This is a genomic window from Acinetobacter sp. ANC 3781, from assembly GCF_004331285.1.
GTDB lineage: Bacteria > Pseudomonadota > Gammaproteobacteria > Pseudomonadales > Moraxellaceae > Acinetobacter.
The window spans coordinates 88034-106285 of record NZ_SJOH01000009.1 but is presented as its reverse complement, the minus strand read 5'-3'; the positions used below and the strand labels follow the sequence as shown (position 1 = coordinate 106285).

Genomic DNA, 18252 nt, shown 5'->3' with positions numbered 1-18252 from the left:
TTTTGTTGAAGAACATTTTATTCCAAAGCCATTTAGATTCGCAATACATATTGAATTATTTTTATTGCTAATTAATATATATTAAGTTTTTCCTAATGCAATGGAAACTTATATTTATAGATTTCCTTATATGAATCAAAATTAAGCATCATCGTCTAGAAGGGCCAGGTTGTAACCATCTTTATCTTGATGAAAGTCTACACATGCCCACGACCTTAACTTGGTGCGGATCAAATGATGAATTTAAACGACGATCTCCATCTTCATCATTAGTATTAGCAATGGTTTTCGACGTTTCATTGAAGGTTAGTGCTTTCACATTGACCATAGCAAATAATCCAGTAATTTTTTTGATGGGATTAGAGGCTTGCGCATCTAAGTTTAGCGATCAATTATTGAGTCTAAAAAAATCTTGGCTGTATGTCATTTTAGTGAAAAAAATAGCTTTGAAAACGAATCTTTTTAACAAAAAATTTCTGATGCTTAGATTATAAATTGAACATAATAATATATATATTAAGTAATATATTGTAATAAAATTCATAAAAACAAGAGCTTATATTTTCATGTTTTGCATTTTTTAAATTTTGAGTGGTTATAAATTTTGAGTCTGGCAGTAGATCTAAATCAAAAAATCAGACGAATAGATGAAATAAGTCACAAAAGTGAGTGTGTGTTTTATACAGACTGGTATTTTTATGATTAAAAATATAAAAATTTAATTACAAATTTTGTAGATTGTGCATAATTAATTTATCTATTGTTGAACAGGGCATATTTATGGATCCGTCGCCGTGCAGATCTACGTTTATTTTTAACCAAAGTCATGGACTCGGAGATATAAACTAATGGAGTTTTTATTAGATCCGGGAATTTGGGTAGGTTTACTTACCCTGATTGTATTAGAAATTGTCTTAGGTATTGATAACCTTGTCTTTATTGCCATTTTGGCAGAAAAACTTCCTCCAGAACAACGTGATAAAGCACGTGTATTGGGTCTTTCCCTCGCTTTATTCATGCGCTTGGGCTTATTGTTTGCCATCTCTTGGTTAGTCACTTTGACCAAACCGCTTATTACCGTTTTTGATTGGACTTTCTCGGGTCGAGATCTTATTCTTTTATTTGGTGGTTTGTTCCTACTGTATAAAGCAGTAAGCGAATTGCACGAAAGAATGGAAGGGAAACCTGAAGTTAAAATTACAACCAATGTTGTTTATGCAAGTTTTACAGCAGTTGTAGCACAAATTGTAGTGTTAGATGCCGTATTCTCTTTAGATTCAGTTATTACCGCCATTGGTATGGTCGACAACATCTATGTAATGATGGTTGCGATGATTGTGGCTATGGCTGTAATGTTACTTGCTTCCAAACCATTAACTGAGTTTGTAAATCGTCATCCGACCGTAATTATTCTTTGTCTAAGCTTCTTACTATTAATTGGTATTAGTTTGATTGCCGAAGGTTTCGGTTTCCATATTCCAAAAGGCTATATCTACTCAGGTATTGGCGTTGCGATTGTGATTGAAGCTTTCAATCAGTTTACTCAGCGTAATACTACAAAGCACGAATCAAAGATTCCATTACGCCACCGTACTGCAGATTCCATCTTGAAATTGATGGGCGGAAAAATGGAAACGGTCACTGACAGTGCTCAGCACTTTGAAGCTCAAGAAGCTTTTGCCGATGAAGAACGTTATATGATTGGCGGGGTATTAACCCTAGCAGAAAGGTCTGTTGCTTCAATCATGACCCCACGAAATCAAATTTCTTGGGTAAATATTGATGATTCGCCTGAACAAATTCGTGAACAGGTGCTTGCTGTACCGCATAGCTTATTTCCGGTTTGTCGTGGCAGCTTGGATAAGGTCTTGAGTGTGGTTCGTGCCAAAGAGCTTCTAGATGTACTAGAAGATGAAGAACAACTTAAAGCTTTAATCAAACGCCATCGCCCGATCTATATTTTTGAAAAAATGAAAGTAATCGATGCGATTAATACCTTACGTACTTCTAAAGGCTCACTGGTTTTAGTCAGTGATGAATTTGGTAATGTACAAGGTTTGATTTCTCCGCTAGATGTGTTTGAAGCCATTGCCGGAGAATTTCCCGATGCGGACGAACAGCTCGATTTAGTCAAAATTGATGAGCATACTTGGAGAGCATCCGGCATGCTGGATGTGTATCAGCTCGAATTAGAGTTGGGCATGCTGGATTTAGTTGAAGAGGATGCAGGGTATATCAGTCTTGCTGGTCTAATTCTAGATAAAACTCAAGGAGAAGTGAGTTTAGGTACTCAGTTGGAGTATCAGGGGGTACACTTCGAGGTGACAGAACTGGATGATAATCGAATTAAATCTGTTTCAATTGTACGTCACTAGAAGGTAATTGAAGATACTCGGAAGAGATCATCAATCTCTTTGCAGTTTGCTTTTAAACCGCTTTAATAACCCAACAGACAGGTGCTGTTGGGTTTTTTTATCATCTTAATTTATCTTTGCATAAATCTAAAAAAATTTGAATTATGAGGTGATACTATCCTTGGAAAATAAACCAATTTTTGTATTAAGCTCCCGAGCGGATATTTTGTCAGCTTATCCTAAAAGCCATAGAGGACTCAGTACTGCTAGGGCTGTTTCAAGCAATTATTGAATCCGACAAACTCCTTTATAGTTTGTAGCTAAAATCATCCAGCCTAAAATTTATATGCATTTTGCCCCTGATCGCAAATTTCCCTCGTAAAGGAAACTATCTCAGGAATATTTATACGTTTTAGATATGATTCAACAGCGTAAAAGTGATGTACAAAAGAGTAAATATTCTTATACATCCAAGTAATACCCCAAACAACTCCAGCAGACATTCGTTGCTTAAGGAATAACTGAACCCCACATATTAATTTTTTTCATGCAGTATGTGTCTGATTATTTTAATGGTATAGGCTTGACGTGTGTTTATAAACTGGATTTAAAAAAGATTTTGGAAATCATATTAAGTTTATTTTTAAGCCGGAAAGTGTATTAAATTTTATTCTCTAAAGACTGGCTGAATCTTCTACTTTAAATTTCTCAATTTTTATTTTCTGTAAAGAAAGTATAGGCAAAGTGCTCATCACGCTTAAAAAATTAGCATCTTTTGAGTTTCTATAGCTCAGGCTGATATCGCCATAGTTAGTTTTGATAGTTTTATAATAATCTCGACATTTTCCTTATAGTTCAATAAAAGTAAGTCCAAGCATTTGGATGAGTACATTGAAGTGATTTAAATAAGGAAATGTGATGTCAAATCAGCCTTTTGATACGGATGTTGTGGTGATTGGAACCGGCCCAGCGGGAGCAACGACGGCTTTGGCCTTGGCCACTTATGGGATTTCAGTCCGTTTTTATACCCAGTTTAATGGTTTGGCAAATTCTCCACGTGCGCACATCACCAATCAGCGTGCAGTTGAAGTATTGCGTGAATTTGATTTAGAAGCAGAGGCCAAAAGCAGAGCGACTCCATGGCAACACATGGGGGAAAGCATGATCACCACCAGTCTGATTGGCGAGGAAATTGCCCGTATCCAGGCGTGGGGAACAGGGGATTTACGTCATGGGGATTATGTAAAGGGTAGTCCTTCACCTTTATTCGACTTGGTGCAACCAGAAATGGAAGCACTACTGGTCAAACATGCAGTCGCGCGTGGTGCAAATCTATTTTATAACACCGAATATCTAGATCATGAACAAGATGAGGAGGGTGTTACGGTCTGGTTCTTAGACCGATTGGAAAATCGCAAATATTCTGTACGTGCCAAGTACCTAGTGGGTATGGACGGCGCGCGCTCTAAAATCGTTGAAAAAATCGGTCTTCCGATTGAAGGTCAGATGGCACGTGCGGGTACAACCTATGTACGTTTTAAAGCAGATTTAACTAAATATGTGCAACATCGTCCGAGCATTTTGCATTGGATTGTCAATCCTGCCGCAGGTTTTGGCGAAATTGGTATGGGCTTGTTGCGCGCCATTTCTCCATGGAATGACTGGATTGCAGGTTGGGGCTTCGATATTGCTCAAGGTGAGCCGCAGTATACTGAAGAACAGATCATTCAGCGTATTCATACTTTTATTGGTACAGATGATGTAGATGTTGAAGTGCAAAATGTATCGGCATGGTATGTAAATCAGGCGTTTGCCAAACATTATTCAGTCGGACGGGTTTTCTGTGGCGGTGATGCCGTACATCGTCATCCGCCATCCAGTGGTTTGGGTTCAAATACCTGCATTCAAGATGCATTTAACTTGGCATGGAAACTGGCTTTTGTGATTAAAGATTGGGCAAAAGCGGATTTGTTGAGCTCTTATAGTGATGAACGCGTACCGGTGGGACAGCAAATTGTGGCACGTGCCAACCAGTCTCGGATGGATTATAAACACCTGAAAGATGTTTTTGGTTTCGATCAAGGGATAGCCACCACACACCAATTATTAGATCGATTGAATGCACCAACAGCAGAGGCTGCTGAATTACGTACTCAGTTAAATCATGCCTTAGACATTAAAAACTTTGAGTTTAATGCACAAGGGGTGGAACTGAATCAGCGTTATCAGTCGGCTGCCGTAGTTTTAGATGATGAATGTGATGAACAATGGCACGCTGATCCGCAATTATATTTACAGGCAACGTCACGTCCTGGAGCGAAAATCCCACATTGCTGGTTAATTAATGCCAAGAATGGCCAGAAGGTTTCAACACTGGATATTGTGGGGAATGGTAAATTAACCTTGGTGACTGGTTTATCTGGTACTGCATGGAAAAAGGCAGCGGATCAATTAGACCTGCCTTATTTAAATGTGGTGACCATTGGGCAAGAAGTGAAAGATGTTTACGGTATTTGGCAAAAAACCTGTGAAATTGCTGAAGCAGGCATGTTGCTGGTTCGACCGGATGGTTATGTGGCATGGCGTCATCAGCAAGCATTGTATGATGACAGAGTCGCCCTCCAGAAATTAACGCATGTGCTCGAACAAATGCAGTATCAAATTGCTTAATTCGGGTTTTAAAAGTTATTTTTAAACTTGCTGTTTTTGAACAGATTGCTGAATGATTCTTGCGGTAAATTGCAAAACCGGATTTTCAGCATCTGTTCGATAACTGGCATATAGCGGTAAAGTCGGCAAGTCCTGTTTCAGTTCAACCGACTGTACATTCGAGTTGAGCAATTGCCGTGCGTATTCAGGAATAAAGCTCCAACCCAAACCCATATTGATAAGATTAATATGCTGTAAAGCATTAGTGACTTGGTATTTATATTGCAGTTTTAAATTTTCTTTTTCAGTGAATTCATGAATTCGCTGATAGAAAACTGGAGAAAACAGTTGGTCGCAGACAATAAAGTCGTCATTTTGAATTTGCCTTAAGTCTTGAATCTTACGCTTGGCAATATAGTTTTGATGAGCAACACATAATAATTTTTCTCTAAATAGCATGGTGCTGCTATAAACCGGATCATCCATACACACGCGACTAAAGATTAGATCCAGTTCGGAATTTTTCAACGCTTGGACTTGTTCGCTACAGGATAAACTTCTAATTTTAAGATCGACTTGTGGAAATTGAGCACGAACCCGCTGAATGATTTGAGGAATAATGGTCATTTCCGCAACATGCAATACGCCAATAAATAGCTGTTGCTGACCTTGATTGGCGATTTGACGGGCATGAGCGACGGCAAGCTCCGCGTATTTAATCGATTCCAAGGCATATTTTAAAAAACCTTGACCTTCTAAAGTCAGAGCAATTTTGCGTGCACTGCGGTCAATCAGTTGTACACCGACTTCTTCCTCTAAATCTTTAATTTGCTGACTGAGGGAAGGTTGAACGGTACAGAGTTTTTGCGCAGCTCGGGTAAAATTGAGTTCTTCAGCCAGAGCCACAAAGTAACGTAAATGCCTAAGTTCCATTGAGTATTTTCCTGCTGAAAAACGGTTTTACCAGGCAGCCCCAAACTAAAATCCATATGGAATCATTAATACGGATAAAAGTATGGCTTAGATTTATAGTATTTTGATATCCGCATATTGTTGAATTAAATCTGGATTTAGACTGTGAATATAATCCATGAATGCAACATTAAACTGACCAACCGTTTGCGCTCTTTCAAAGGCCAATTTTCCTGCAATCGCAAAATGCGTGTGTGCAGTAATAGTGGCAATCGTTGGTGTGGTTACCGCACAGTAAGCAGCGATTAAAGCACCGAGTGCACAGCCAGTCGCGGTGACTTTTGGCTGTAAATAAGAGCCACCATTGACCTGAATTACGGCATCAAGTTCTTTGCTTAAAATAAAATCCGATTCACCTGAAATGGCAATACATTCAGCATATGCTAACAGGGCTTTTGCCTGACTATACACATCTGCGCTATCCAGTGTGCTATCGACTCCTTTGGAGAGCACCTGATTGCCTGCAAGGGTACTCATTTCTGAAGCATTACCCCGAATAACCGTTGGATGGTTTTGTAGTAATTCATCCACCATCTCCGAGCGCCATTTTAAAATGGGACCATAACCCACTGGATCGAGTACCCAGGGTGTATCAGTGCGCTGCGCCGTTTGTGCAGAAATTTGCATGGCCTGCATTTGTTCATTGGTCGGTGTACCCAGATTAATGCTCAGTGCAGCGGAAATACTGGTAAAACTTTCGGCTTCGAATGGATTATCAATCATGGCAGGTGACGCACCGGCAGCCAGCAAAACATTGGCTGTATAATTCGCTGCAACACTATTGGTAATACATTGCACCAAAGGCTGCTCCTTTTGCAGCTGTGTCCATGCTTCAACAATATGCCCGACCAATGTTGAAGTTTGATCCATAGGATTATTCCTTAAGTTATACAGAGGGTTGGTGAGACTAGACATATTGATCACCGTTTATTGGGTAAAATAGTGGTCTTGATGCTTACAGGTGCGACAGCATAAGGTCACATAATTTTCAGCATCATAATCGACAGTAAGCTCATTAGAACCACAATACATACAGCGTTTTTGTGAATAGAAGCTTAAGCGTGGTTCAATCTTTTTCCATATCCGCCAAATCGGCTGGAAAAAAATACTTTCATCATAGCCCAGAAAGCGGAAAAACAGGATTTCGCTCATCTTGCTAAACGGAATATTGTGAGGACGAGGCAGGGTGGATGTTTCCCATTTTTCTGTTACGGCACGGTCACGATATTGCTGTAAGGTTTTCTTTAATAAATTGGTATTAATAAAGTTTTCATTCCGTGTTTGCAGGGCTTTCTGTTGATGCAAATATTCCAATGCGGTTTGCACCAGATAATAAATTTGCCCCACAGCCAATGAATCCATCAGGCGATAGCAAAAGGTTTGAAAACTATTATTTCCGGCAATTTGAATGCCCCAAGTACGGCAATAAAACTGCGTAAACTGAATAATTTCCTGATACAGCACTAAATAAAGCACATTTTTAACTTCATCGGCATTTTTAAAGGGCACACCCATGGTTAAATTTTCATAAAACCAGTTTCTAAGTTGCTGGGTAATGCTAAACAGACTCGGTTCAGAATAACCATCCAAACGCACATTGACATAGTAATGATGTGCCTCGGAGGCAAAATCCTTGGCAATCAGGATTTGTTCTTTTACCAGTTGCTTGACGAGATAGTTTTGAAATAAATAATTCGGGGTAATCGAATTGTATTTAATACTTTCCCAATCAATATATTCATGATGCGTGGTGTGTTCCTGAACCTGATTGTCCAAAATACTCAGTAAAAACAATTTATTTAGAAAACTGATCTGATCCAGTCGGTATTCAACCGTATCTTTATTTTTTGATTTGATTTTGCGTTGCTCTTGCAGACGCGTTTCGGTGAGCATTTTTTTTCGATTGACTAGACATTTGTCACAATGACAGTTGGTGCGTCCGTCTTGAAAAACTCGATGCTGGCAATGACTACATTCATGAAAATTAAGCGCTTGATCATATTGTTCTGCTTCAATCCAGAACATGGATGCCTGACACAAAGGGCATGATGTACTTTCATCTAACTGTTTTTGCAGAATTTGAAGGAGCATAGAAAGAGTCAATCACAAGTCTGGTTAATCATCTAAATGATTATACACATCTCTTTTATTGTAACGTGATTGAATAGCGCTGAATGAGCAATAAATGCGTGCAGAAAAATACAGTTGACTTTATGCTATTAAAATGGCCTAAGCATTTATTATTTATATATGAGGGAAGATGGAAAAGCGAATTTTCCACCTTCCTAAGAAATATCTAAGGATTTAAATTCTTTGATTAATAAGAAGCAGGGCAAGGTAATGCTTCATCTTCCTGACCTAATTGTTTTGCATTGATTAAAGCCTGAACCTTTTTTGAAGGAATTTTTTTGCTACCTAATGCATCGTAATTGTTCAAAATTGCGCAAATATCGGGCGATTGCATCGGAATACCTTCGCAGCTCATAAACATCGCAATTACCTTGTGATCGATTCCAGCAGCGTCGAGAGTTTGCATGGTCTTAATGTTTTCCACACGGACAATATGATCTTTTAAATACATGGGACACCTCTTCTAATTTTGACTTAATTTTATAGTGCGCTTTGTGCAAATAGATACAAGCAAGAAACGTGCTCAAAATGTATTCATCTTGAAAATTTCTGTCACTTTGAGTTAAGGCAGGAATAAGCCAAATAAATCTTGCTTTACTCGTGGAAACAGATATTAAGGTACCCAGATTTTTTATATAACTTGCTGAAAGAGATTAAATTTAAGCTAGGTAATTTCATTGGTTGTGCCTGTTAAATAAGCAACTGAAATATTAATCGTCCTGATGTTCAACCCGTGAATTGAAAATGACCATCCACGTGCCCATATATAACTCAAATCAATCGCACAGACAGATTGTGAAAGTTGTCGTATGATCGAAGTATTTCACAACAACAAAGTCTTGGCTTAAGAACGACAGGATTAGGACATTATATGAATATCGCGGCGAACCCAGTGGTTGAAGCAGACCAAACTGTTTATTTAAAAGACTATCAAAAACCCTCTTTTTTGGTTGATTCAATCAATCTGGATATTCAGGTTCATACGGATCGTACCGATGTCAACGCAACATTGGTGATGAAGCGCCAGACCGCAGGGGATTTGGTACTGTTGGGTCGTGATCTGGAATTAAAATCTATTACTTTAAACGGCAAGCCACTGACTGAAGCGGAGTATACACTTGATGCTGAACAGCTGGTGATTACCAATGCACCCAATGAAGTCATTCTTGAAACTGCTGTGGTGATTCATCCTGAAAGTAACACGCAACTTGAAGGTTTGTACCAAGCTGGCGATGATTTATTCGTCACCCAAAATGAACCTGAAGGTTTCCGCAAAATCACGTTCTATCCAGACCGTCCGGATGTCCTGTCTGTATTTACCACACGTGTAGAAGCCGATAAAAAATTCCCGGTACTTTTAGCCAATGGTAATTTGATGGAAGCGGGTGAAGCGGGCGAAGGTCGTCACTATACCATTTGGCAAGACCCAACCAAGAAACCCAGCTATTTGTTTGCCTGCGTGATTGGTGATTTGGCGGTACTCAAAGATTCTTATGTGACTTCGGAAGGCCGTAACGTCGCACTTGAAATTTATGCTGTCGAAAAAGATATTCCAAAATGTCACATTGCAATGGAAGCGCTTAAACATTCTATGCAATGGGATGAAGAGCATTATGGTCGTCCGTATGACCTGGACAACTACATGATTGTGGCAACCAGCGCATTCAACATGGGTGCAATGGAAAATAAAGGTTTAAACATTTTCAATACTTCATGTGTACTGGCAGATGAAGAATTCACCACTGATGCTGCAATCATGCGGGTACAGTCTGTGATTGCGCATGAATACTTCCATAACTGGACTGGCAACCGGATTACTTGCCGTGACTGGTTTCAATTGTGCTTAAAAGAAGGCTTAACCGTATTCCGTGATCAGTCTTTCTCGGAAGATTTACAGTCCGCTGCAGTACAACGTATTGATGATGTAGCGGTATTAAAAGCTCACCAATTCCCTGAAGATTCAGGTCCGTTATCGCATCCGCCACGTCCAGACCACTTTGTCGAAATTAATAACTTCTATACAGCAACTGTGTACGAAAAAGGTGCGGAAATTAACCGCATGATGGCGACTTTGCTTGGCAAAGAAAAATTCCGTCAAGGCACGGACGAATACTTCCGCCGTCATGACGGTCAGGCTGTGACCGTTGAAGATTGGGTTTCAGCATTGACTGCAGGTTCTGGTGTAGATTTATCTGCATTCCTGATCTGGTACAACCAACCAGGCACACCTAAACTGGAAGCCAAAGGCGAGTACGATTCTGCAAAACAAACCTACCGTTTAAGCTTCAAACAATCGTTAAAAGATCATCATAAATATCCAAACCTGAAAGCTGTGCCGATTCCAGTGGCTTTGGCACTTTTTGATGCAAAAACAGGTGAGCAATATACGCTGCAATCTGAATCACTATTTGAAAATGGCGTGAAAGATGGCATGTATTTATTTGATCAGAGCGAGGCAACCATTGAGTTTAGTGGTGTAACCGCAAAACCTGTGGTTTCATTGCTACGTAATTTCTCAGCTCCGGTCAATCTTGAATTCAACTATTCAGATCAAGAGCTAGCTTTCTTGATGCAATATGAAACCAATGGTTTTAACCAGTGGCAGGCCACTCAAACCTTACTGGAACGTATTTTACTGGAAGGCCATGAATCTGATATTTATATTCAAGCCATGAAAAATACTTTGCCTGAGGTCATTCAAAAAGATCCACTGTTGGCTTCACGTTTGTTTGATGTACCGACCGAAGGTTATTTGGGTAGCCGTATCGATGCTGATTATCGTCCTGCTAAAATCCAGGAACAGCGTAATGCTTTGCTAGACACCTTGGCCCGTGAATTGGGTGGATTCTGTAAAGAGACTTACTTGGAGTTAGATCCAGATAATCAAAGTGAATTCTCTCAAGCGATGGGAGTTCGTGCACTCAGAAACATCATGCTGAGTATGATTGCACGTCAAGGTGATGTCTCTGCCTTCGATCTGGCTTATGAGCAGTATCATACAGGCAACATGTCTGAACGTTTGGGTGCGCTTAAAGTCTTGGTTTGGAATGATGCACCACAGGCTCAAGAAGTGTTGGCAGACTTCTATAACCGCTTTGAGGATGAAGCCTTGTCTTTAGATCAATGGTTTATGGTTCAAGCAGCACATCCGAAAGCAACTGCGGAAACCATCAAGTATTTAACCTCTCATCCGGATTATGATTTGGGTACACCAAACCGTATCCGTTCAGTGAGTGGGGGTTTGAATGCCAACCCAGTCAATACTTGGAGTTTTGGTGTTCAGCACTATATTGATCTGGCTAAATATCTGGATGAGAAAAACCCGATTGTCGGTTCACGTTTACTACAAGTACTTTCTCGCTGGTACACCTTGGCAGAACCACAACGTACAGAAGTCAAAGCTGCACTGGAAGCTTTAAAACCCCAAGTGAAATCGAAAAATGTAGTAGAAACTTTAAATAGTATGTTGAGTATATAACCCTCATATTATTGAATAACTGAAAAAGCCTTTTCTTGATTAGAGCCGAGAAAAGGCTTTTTATTTTAGAATGTGGTTTCACGGCAGAATAAATGATCAGGCATTTAGAATCACTGAATTACAAAGATAAAGGAATCAGACATATTCTTTATGAAACGATTATTTTTAAAGTGTCGATTAAATCACATTTATAGCGTAAAATGACGCTATTAAAGCTCATCTCAAGATGAGCTTTAATTATTTAGGCAGATTGCCATTAGATTAAGCCTATCATTCTATTAAGTAGACTGGAGATTGATTTTGTTAGTTAAAATTGAAGATGGTTTTTATTTAAACTCCCAACATATTATTGCTATTCGAGTTTCAAAAAGTACCAGTGATGGACATTTTGTTGTGGTAATTGAATATACACCGAATAATATTCAGGCAATGGGAACCTATCAAAAAATTTTTGACAGCAAAATTGAGGCCGAAATTTATTTACAAACCTTGCATCAACACATTTCCAAATAAATTCTTTATCCATTATTTAAGTAGTGGTGTAAAAGGATTAAGAATTTTTTCGGTAGGTTTAGAAATAAAAAGCTAAATAAAGGCTTACTGAGCATTAGAAGGGAATCTATTATTTTATAGTGAAACACGTACTATAAAATGAATAAGGCAAGACTATGATTAAAACAATATTTACTTTAACTTTTGGCTAAAAAGTCCCTAAATCTAGGGACTTTTTTATGGTTAAACTTTTATAATCAGCACCGGAATAGGCGATTGGGTTAATACTGCTTGCGCCACACTTCCCAGCACTAATTTTTTGAATCCTGTACGACCATGCGAACCCATAATAATTAAATCCGCGCCGACTTCATCAGCCACATGAATAATTCCTTCAGCAGGCGAGACACCGCGAATAATTTTAGTATCTACATCAATGCTATCTCGAATAAAAGATTGCTTGATCTCAGCCAAGCGCAACTGCGCATTTTTTTCAGCCTGTATAAAGTAATCTGTAATCGCAGGTGCGACTTTATAAAAGTCCACACCGACAAATGGATCTACAGCAATCACACTGGTAATCGTGACTTGGCAATGAAGTGCTTGGGCTAAAGATAATGCTTGTTCAACCGCTGCATAAGAAATAGGAGATTCATCTACTGGAACTAAAATATGTTTATAAGTCATGAAATTATCCTTATGAATATAGCTGATTTGGAAATTTTTTAATTGTGACCGTCAATCATTATGATAAATTAGAGGCGCATTTAAATAGCCAAATAAACCCTACGTCAACTGCAGGGTTTATTGATCAATAGTTATTCTTTAACAATTAAAACAGGAAGTTTTGTTCCTTTTAAAACGTCTTGAGCAAAGCTCCCCAGCAAGAACTTTTGAAAACCTTTACGGCCATGTGAACCCATAACAATCAAATCAATTTTTAATTTTTCTGCAGTTTCAATAATTCCTTCTTCAGAGACATTGCCTTTAACGACCTGAACGTTGGCAGTAATCCCATTTTCGCTGGCAATGGCTTGAGCTTGTTTCAATGACTTTTCAGCATTGGCATAGGCTTGTACGAAATATTCTTTCATAATGGGAGATGGATAGTAAAAGTCTGCTTCAGAAAACGGGTCTTCAGTAACTAAACTGATTAATGTTAATTGACCGCCAAAAGCTTGGGCAATCTGAGCTGCTTTCTGCACTGCAGACAATGAGATAGTGGAACCGTCAACTGGGACTAAAATATTTTGGTAAGACATAAGACTTGTTCCTGTAAGTTTATTATGTAGCTATTAATTATAGATAGCACATTGTCTTTAAATGATCAATTTAGTCTGTGAAAAATGATTTAAAAATCATTAAATTATTTAAATATCATAGATATAAGTGTGTTCTGTTTTGCATTTAAATCTGAGCAGGAAACTCAACATTTGCATAAACATTTCTAAATATTTAAACAGATATTAAAAAGCCCAAATATATTACCGTCTCCAACGAATTGCAGGCGAAATAAGTTTAATAAGGGAAGCCTGTGGATTCAAAATTTTTCGGTTTAAGTCTGTGTTTAATTGCTGCTCTACACAGTAGTGGTTGTCAGAATATACAAAGTAATACCAAGGTGATTGCGAGTGTTTTTAATGCTTCCACTACTTTGCAAAAAAAAATGATCGATAAATATGCACCACAAGAGATTTTGGTGCAGAAAAATATAATGTATATGCAGCAACCCTCATTAACTTTAGATGTGTATCAGCCCAAAAATGTAATGCAACTGCAGCCACGCCCAACCGTAGTTTGGATTCATGGGGGTGGATGGATTTCAGGTTCTAAAGAACACGCGCGAGGTTACTTTAAACTTCTGGCTCATCAAGGCTATAACGTGGTTTCAGTGCAATATCAATTTGCCCCCCAAGTGATTTATCCAAATCAGCTGCTACAAATTAATCAGGCTTTAAAATTCATAACCGAGCATGCGCAGGAATATCATATTAATGCCAATCAATTATATTTGGCAGGGGATTCCGCAGGTGCGAATTTAGTCAGTCATTATGCAGCTTTAATCAGTCATCCAGATTTTGCGCGGCAGTCTAATATTACGCCATTGATTAAACGTGCCCAGATTAAAGGCCTGATTTTACATTGCGGTATTTATGATATGAATGCTTTTATTAATACTGCACCAGATGAATTGAAATTAATCGAGTGGGGCGTATTTAACCTGGTTCAAGCCTATACAGGCAATAAAAAAGATGATGCAGAATTTTTAAAAGGTATATCTCCAATTCAATATTTAACAGCGAATTATCCACCCGTATTGATTAGTGGCGGGAATAAAGACTTTTTAACCGACACACAATCTGTACCCTTTGTAAAAGCTTTAATGAATCAGAACATACCTGTTACCGAAGTATTTTATCCAAACTCCAAAGAATTCTTAGTACATGAATATCAATTCATAATGAGTAAAAAAGCCAGTCAGCAGACATTTCAACAGACTATTCAATTTATTCAAAAATATAGTCCTTCAGTTTTTAAATAAGACTTACTGTTATTTTATTTGAAAAATTTTATTAAAATACATGAGCTACTCTTTTGATGAGTATATTTTTAGGAGGCGGATATGAATCCTGTTTTTATTGCCTATGCTTTACTTGCCTTAGCAATTATTTCAGAAGTGACAGGCTCAACTTTTTTGGTGAAATCTGAAGGTTTTACTAAATTGGGTCCAAGCCTTTTAGTTTTTATCTTTTATGTCGTTTCATTTTATTTATTGTCTCAGGTGATTAAAACTATTCCTTTAGGCATTGCTTATGCTATATGGGGAGGAGTCGGTATTATTTTGACCGCTTTAATTGGTTTTTTCATATTCCGGCAAAGTCTGGATGGGCCTGCTGTGATTGGAATAGCCATGATTGTCGGTGGTGTAATCGTGATGAATGTCTTTTCTAAATCAGTAGGACATTAATTTTAAAAAATGACTTCATTTAAAAAAATGACTTTATTTAAAAAGTGATCAGGCGATTAAATACTGAAATTTGTAGGAAAAATACCAGTAGATAAAATAACTTATATCCCAATTTAGGGATATAAGTCGTAAAAACCTAAGTTATTTGGATGAAGGCTGTGCCCTAAACTTCAATATGATTGACACTGCAAAACCAAATAGTAATCCCCAGAACGCGGAACCAATCCCGAAGAACTGTATTCCTGAAGCACTGAATAAGAAGGTCATTAAAGCAGCCTCTCGTTCACTAACATCTTGAAAGGCAATGGCAATGTTGTGACTGATAGTGCCAAATAAAGCAATTCCCGCAAGAGCCACAATAAAAATGTGTGGAAATGACATAAGTAAGCTAGTCAGTGTTGCCGCAAAAATACCCATCACAATATAAAAAAAGCCACAGCTTATTCCTGCAATATAGCGTTTCTGAGGATCTGGATGCACTTGATCATCTAAACTGACTGCAGCACTAATGGCAGCAATATTGACACTATAGCAACCAAAAGGCGCAAACAGTGTTTGAGCGATCCCGGTCCAGCCAATAAGCTGGTTGACATGCGGTTGGTAGCCATAGCTTTTGATCATGGCAATTCCCGGCAAATATTGAGATGCCATGTTAATCACAAATAAAGGCAGAGCTAACCCAAAAAGAGCTGACCAGGTGAATTCAGGCATCATCCATACAGGTTTGGCGAGGCTCCATTGTAAAACTGGGGTATGAAACTGCATAAACAGGGGACAAAGGATTAACCCGGCAATGACCGTAATCACGATGCTATAACGTGGTGACAGTCGTTTAGATAGAATGTAAACGGCCAAAAGTGAAAGAATAAAGCCCCAATCATTTTGCATGCTTGCAAAAAGTGCAATGCCAAATTTGAGCAATACCCCCGCAAGCATGGCACTGGTTAGGCTTTGCGGAATATAAGATAAAACTTTTTGAAAGATACCTAAAAAGCCTAAAATTGCGGTGAGTAGCCCGCAGATAAAAAATGCACCAATCGCTTCATATAAGCTGTAGCCACTACCTGTTGCTAAAATGAGTGCAAGTCCTGCAGTAGACCAGGAGGTCGCAACAGGATATTTAAACTTCCACGATAAAATTAAACCCGATATTCCAATTCCTAAGCCTAGTGCCCAAAACCAGGAGGTGATCTGTTCTGGTGTCGCACCTATTATTTGCGCAGCTTGAATCACTAAAACTGCAGAAACACTGATACCAATCAGAAAGGTAATGAAACCTGCAAATACAGCAGGAATAGAAAAGTCTTGAAGAAATTTTTGCATAAATCCTTTGCAATGATCATTTTTAATGGTTGAAAAGCGTAATAATCATACGCCTTTCATTTTTAAGCGCAAAGGCATAATTGAAATAATAAATAGCATTGTTACAGGTTTAATTATTTAACAGCAATCGAAATTTATAAAGTCGTTGTTGCAAGCTTAAGCCCGAAACCGCAAAATAAAATTCCCACAGCCGCTACACATGATGCGGTCACTTTATAACGCTGAGTAAAATAGATGGCGAGTTTTGCACCTGAAAATATCAGCACAGTTAAATAACTCATACTAATGATCTGTAATACGACCGCAAGTGCAGTAAATGTAATTGCAGGGTATGGATAAGCAGGATCTACAAACTGAACAAAGAAGGACAAATAAAATAGAATCGCTTTAGGATTTAAAATACTAATGGTGAGTGCAGTTTTAAATGGCTGCAATTGCTCAATGTTTTTTTCAGCGACTGCAATTTCTTTCTGTGAGTGAACGGTATTCCAGGTGTGATAGGCTGCTATCAGCAATTTGATGCCCAAATAGCTGAGATAAAATGCACCAATAATTTTCAGTAAGATAAATAACCACGGGAAAGCATGCAGTAATGAAGCTGCCCCAAGTGCGGTGAGTAAAATTAAAACAATATCACCGGTATAAACACCGAATGCACTTTTATAACCGGCTTTAATGCCAAAACGTGAAGCAATAGACATCACGTATAAAGAATTGGGTCCCGGCAACAGCACAATTAAGGTTGTACCAATAATATAGGTAGGAAGATCGGTTATGCCGAACACAATAAATATACTCTTAATCAATCAAAAAGCCGACTTGTTCACTATAACAAAATCGGCTTTTTAATGATGCAATATTCGTATTTTAAGCTTGTATTTCAGCATCTAAGCCAAAAGATTGGCGAAGTAATGTACTTAATTGATCACGCGCTTTAATAAAGCCGTCAATTCCACTCTGTAAAAGCTGCGAAGACATCAAGTCATGTTCAAGTTGTTGCTTGAAGGTATCTTTGGTTAAAGCCGTAACAATACGCTGACAATGGGCTTGTGCATGATTGTTTGAAAGCTGGGCAACAACTTCACGCTGATCCTGTTCAAGTTCTGCCAAAAGATTGGGCGAAACCGTAAGCAGGTCACAACCGGCTAATCCGAGAACTTGATCAACACTTCGGAAGCTTGCGCCCATAATTTCAGTTTTAATACAGTGTTGTTTGTAGAAATGGTAAATCTGCTTTACTGAAAGTACACCCGGATCTTTATCAATAGGGTAATGATCTACATTTTCAGCTTTCTTGTACCAGTCTAAAATACGACCGACAAAAGGTGAAATCAGCGTTACATTGGCTTCTGCACAGGCTTGGGCTTGATGTAAACCAAATAATAAAGTCAGGTTACAGTGAATGCCTTCGGCTTCTAAAATTTTAGCCGCCTGAATGCCTTCCCAAGTCGAAGCAATTTTAATCAAGATACGATTTTGGTCAATGCCATAGGCTTTATAGAGTGCAAGTAGTTCTTTGGCTTTAGCGACAGTTTCATCGGTGTCATAAGACAAAGACGCATCAACCTCAGTCGAGACACGACCTTCAATCAGCTTAAGAATTTCAACTCCAAACTTGACCGTAAGTATATCAATCGTACGTTCAACTAAAAGATCACCGTTATAACCCTCAGATCTTGCTTGTTCAAATGCATCTTCAATTAATTGCTTGTTTTCAGGCTGATTTGCAGCCGCTGTAATCAGAGAAGGATTGGTGGTTGCATCCAGTGGACGGAATTTTTCAATAGCGGAAAGGTCACTACTATCGGCAACAAGGGTAGTTAAGCTTTTTAATTGGTTTAAGGCAGATTGAGTCATTAGTTTAGTTCTTAAAGTTATTTCCCTGC

The 18252-nt window shown here is 38.5% G+C and carries 15 protein-coding genes; 6 read left to right on the top strand and 9 right to left on the bottom strand.

Annotated elements, in window-relative coordinates:
- The first annotated feature begins 848 nt into the window (after window positions 1-848).
- Together E0H89_RS08435 and E0H89_RS08430 are read left to right on the top strand one after the other, a co-directional pair.
- Entirely contained in the window at window positions 849-2375 is a 1527-nt protein-coding gene (locus E0H89_RS08435) for a TerC family protein (protein WP_131216197.1), read from the top strand.
- Between the two features lie 897 nt (window positions 2376-3272).
- Window positions 3273-5024: an FAD-dependent monooxygenase gene (locus E0H89_RS08430; RefSeq protein WP_131216196.1), complete on the top strand. Its 1752-nt coding sequence runs from the start codon at window positions 3273-3275 to the stop codon at window positions 5022-5024.
- A 21-nt stretch (window positions 5025-5045) separates the two neighbouring features.
- On the opposite strand, the gene E0H89_RS08425 is transcribed toward E0H89_RS08430, so the two are convergent.
- The 4 genes from E0H89_RS08425 to E0H89_RS08410 form a co-directional block, all read right to left on the bottom strand.
- Window positions 5046-5936, bottom strand: a complete 891-nt coding sequence (locus E0H89_RS08425) for a LysR substrate-binding domain-containing protein (RefSeq protein WP_131216195.1) — start codon at window positions 5934-5936, stop codon at window positions 5046-5048.
- Between the two features lie 93 nt (window positions 5937-6029).
- Window positions 6030-6845, bottom strand: coding sequence for a hydroxyethylthiazole kinase (gene thiM / locus E0H89_RS08420; RefSeq protein WP_131216194.1), 816 nt, complete (start codon window positions 6843-6845; stop codon window positions 6030-6032).
- A 57-nt stretch (window positions 6846-6902) separates the two neighbouring features.
- Window positions 6903-8066: a hypothetical protein gene (locus tag E0H89_RS08415; protein WP_131216193.1), complete on the bottom strand. Its 1164-nt coding sequence runs from the start codon at window positions 8064-8066 to the stop codon at window positions 6903-6905.
- A 226-nt stretch (window positions 8067-8292) separates the two neighbouring features.
- On the bottom strand, window positions 8293-8556 hold the full coding sequence (locus tag E0H89_RS08410) for a hypothetical protein (protein ID WP_131216192.1): 264 nt from the start codon (window positions 8554-8556) through the stop codon (window positions 8293-8295).
- Window positions 8557-8976: 420 nt separating this feature from the next.
- On the opposite strand from E0H89_RS08410, the gene pepN reads away from it, so the two are divergent.
- Window positions 8977-11583: an aminopeptidase N gene (gene pepN, locus E0H89_RS08405; RefSeq protein WP_131216191.1), complete on the top strand. Its 2607-nt coding sequence runs from the start codon at window positions 8977-8979 to the stop codon at window positions 11581-11583.
- A 300-nt stretch (window positions 11584-11883) separates the two neighbouring features.
- The gene (locus tag E0H89_RS08400) at window positions 11884-12096 is read left to right on the top strand and encodes a hypothetical protein (protein WP_131216190.1); all 213 of its coding nucleotides are present in this window, start codon (window positions 11884-11886) and stop codon (window positions 12094-12096) included.
- A gap of 222 nt (window positions 12097-12318) precedes the next feature.
- Here the strand turns inward: E0H89_RS08400 and E0H89_RS08395 are convergent, their stop codons facing one another.
- Window positions 12319-12762 (bottom strand): universal stress protein, encoded by a 444-nt coding sequence (locus tag E0H89_RS08395; protein ID WP_131216189.1) that lies wholly within the window; start codon window positions 12760-12762, stop codon window positions 12319-12321.
- Between the two features lie 131 nt (window positions 12763-12893).
- On the bottom strand, window positions 12894-13337 hold the full coding sequence (locus E0H89_RS08390) for a universal stress protein (protein WP_131216188.1): 444 nt from the start codon (window positions 13335-13337) through the stop codon (window positions 12894-12896).
- A gap of 272 nt (window positions 13338-13609) precedes the next feature.
- Here E0H89_RS08390 and E0H89_RS08385 point away from each other — a divergent pair, with 272 nt between their 5' ends.
- Both E0H89_RS08385 and E0H89_RS08380 read left to right on the top strand, forming a co-directional pair.
- A complete protein-coding gene (locus tag E0H89_RS08385; protein ID WP_131216187.1) occupies window positions 13610-14617 on the top strand; it encodes an alpha/beta hydrolase in 1008 nt (335 codons plus the stop codon).
- A gap of 81 nt (window positions 14618-14698) precedes the next feature.
- Window positions 14699-15043, top strand: a complete 345-nt coding sequence (locus E0H89_RS08380) for a DMT family transporter (RefSeq protein WP_131216186.1) — start codon at window positions 14699-14701, stop codon at window positions 15041-15043.
- 141 nt (window positions 15044-15184) lie between these two features.
- On the opposite strand, the gene E0H89_RS08375 is transcribed toward E0H89_RS08380, so the two are convergent.
- From E0H89_RS08375 to tal, 3 genes are all read right to left on the bottom strand, one after another.
- Window positions 15185-16366 (bottom strand): benzoate/H(+) symporter BenE family transporter, encoded by a 1182-nt coding sequence (locus tag E0H89_RS08375; RefSeq protein WP_131216185.1) that lies wholly within the window; start codon window positions 16364-16366, stop codon window positions 15185-15187.
- 134 nt (window positions 16367-16500) lie between these two features.
- Window positions 16501-17151: a leucine efflux protein LeuE gene (gene leuE, locus E0H89_RS08370; protein WP_131216184.1), complete on the bottom strand. Its 651-nt coding sequence runs from the start codon at window positions 17149-17151 to the stop codon at window positions 16501-16503.
- A gap of 82 nt (window positions 17152-17233) precedes the next feature.
- Entirely contained in the window at window positions 17234-18223 is a 990-nt protein-coding gene (tal, locus tag E0H89_RS08365; RefSeq protein WP_131216183.1) for a transaldolase, read from the bottom strand.
- Window positions 18224-18252: the final 29 nt, after the last annotated feature.

Excerpts from the sequence above, each read along its gene's own strand:
- E0H89_RS08430 (WP_131216196.1), top strand. The coding sequence starts at position 3,273 with ATGTCAAATCAGCCTTTTGATACGGATGTTGTGGTGATTGGAACCGGC.
- E0H89_RS08380 (WP_131216186.1), top strand. The coding sequence starts at position 14,699 with ATGAATCCTGTTTTTATTGCCTATGCTTTACTTGCCTTAGCAATTATT.
- E0H89_RS08435 (WP_131216197.1), top strand. The coding sequence starts at position 849 with ATGGAGTTTTTATTAGATCCGGGAATTTGGGTAGGTTTACTTACCCTG.
- E0H89_RS08390 (WP_131216188.1), bottom strand. The coding sequence starts at position 13,337 with ATGTCTTACCAAAATATTTTAGTCCCAGTTGACGGTTCCACTATCTCA.
- E0H89_RS08375 (WP_131216185.1), bottom strand. The coding sequence starts at position 16,366 with ATGCAAAAATTTCTTCAAGACTTTTCTATTCCTGCTGTATTTGCAGGT.
- tal (WP_131216183.1), bottom strand. The coding sequence starts at position 18,223 with ATGACTCAATCTGCCTTAAACCAATTAAAAAGCTTAACTACCCTTGTT.
- E0H89_RS08395 (WP_131216189.1), bottom strand. The coding sequence starts at position 12,762 with ATGACTTATAAACATATTTTAGTTCCAGTAGATGAATCTCCTATTTCT.
- E0H89_RS08415 (WP_131216193.1), bottom strand. The coding sequence starts at position 8,066 with ATGCTCCTTCAAATTCTGCAAAAACAGTTAGATGAAAGTACATCATGC.
- E0H89_RS08425 (WP_131216195.1), bottom strand. The coding sequence starts at position 5,936 with ATGGAACTTAGGCATTTACGTTACTTTGTGGCTCTGGCTGAAGAACTC.
- pepN (WP_131216191.1), top strand. The coding sequence starts at position 8,977 with ATGAATATCGCGGCGAACCCAGTGGTTGAAGCAGACCAAACTGTTTAT.
- E0H89_RS08410 (WP_131216192.1), bottom strand. The coding sequence starts at position 8,556 with ATGTATTTAAAAGATCATATTGTCCGTGTGGAAAACATTAAGACCATG.
- thiM (WP_131216194.1), bottom strand. The coding sequence starts at position 6,845 with ATGGATCAAACTTCAACATTGGTCGGGCATATTGTTGAAGCATGGACA.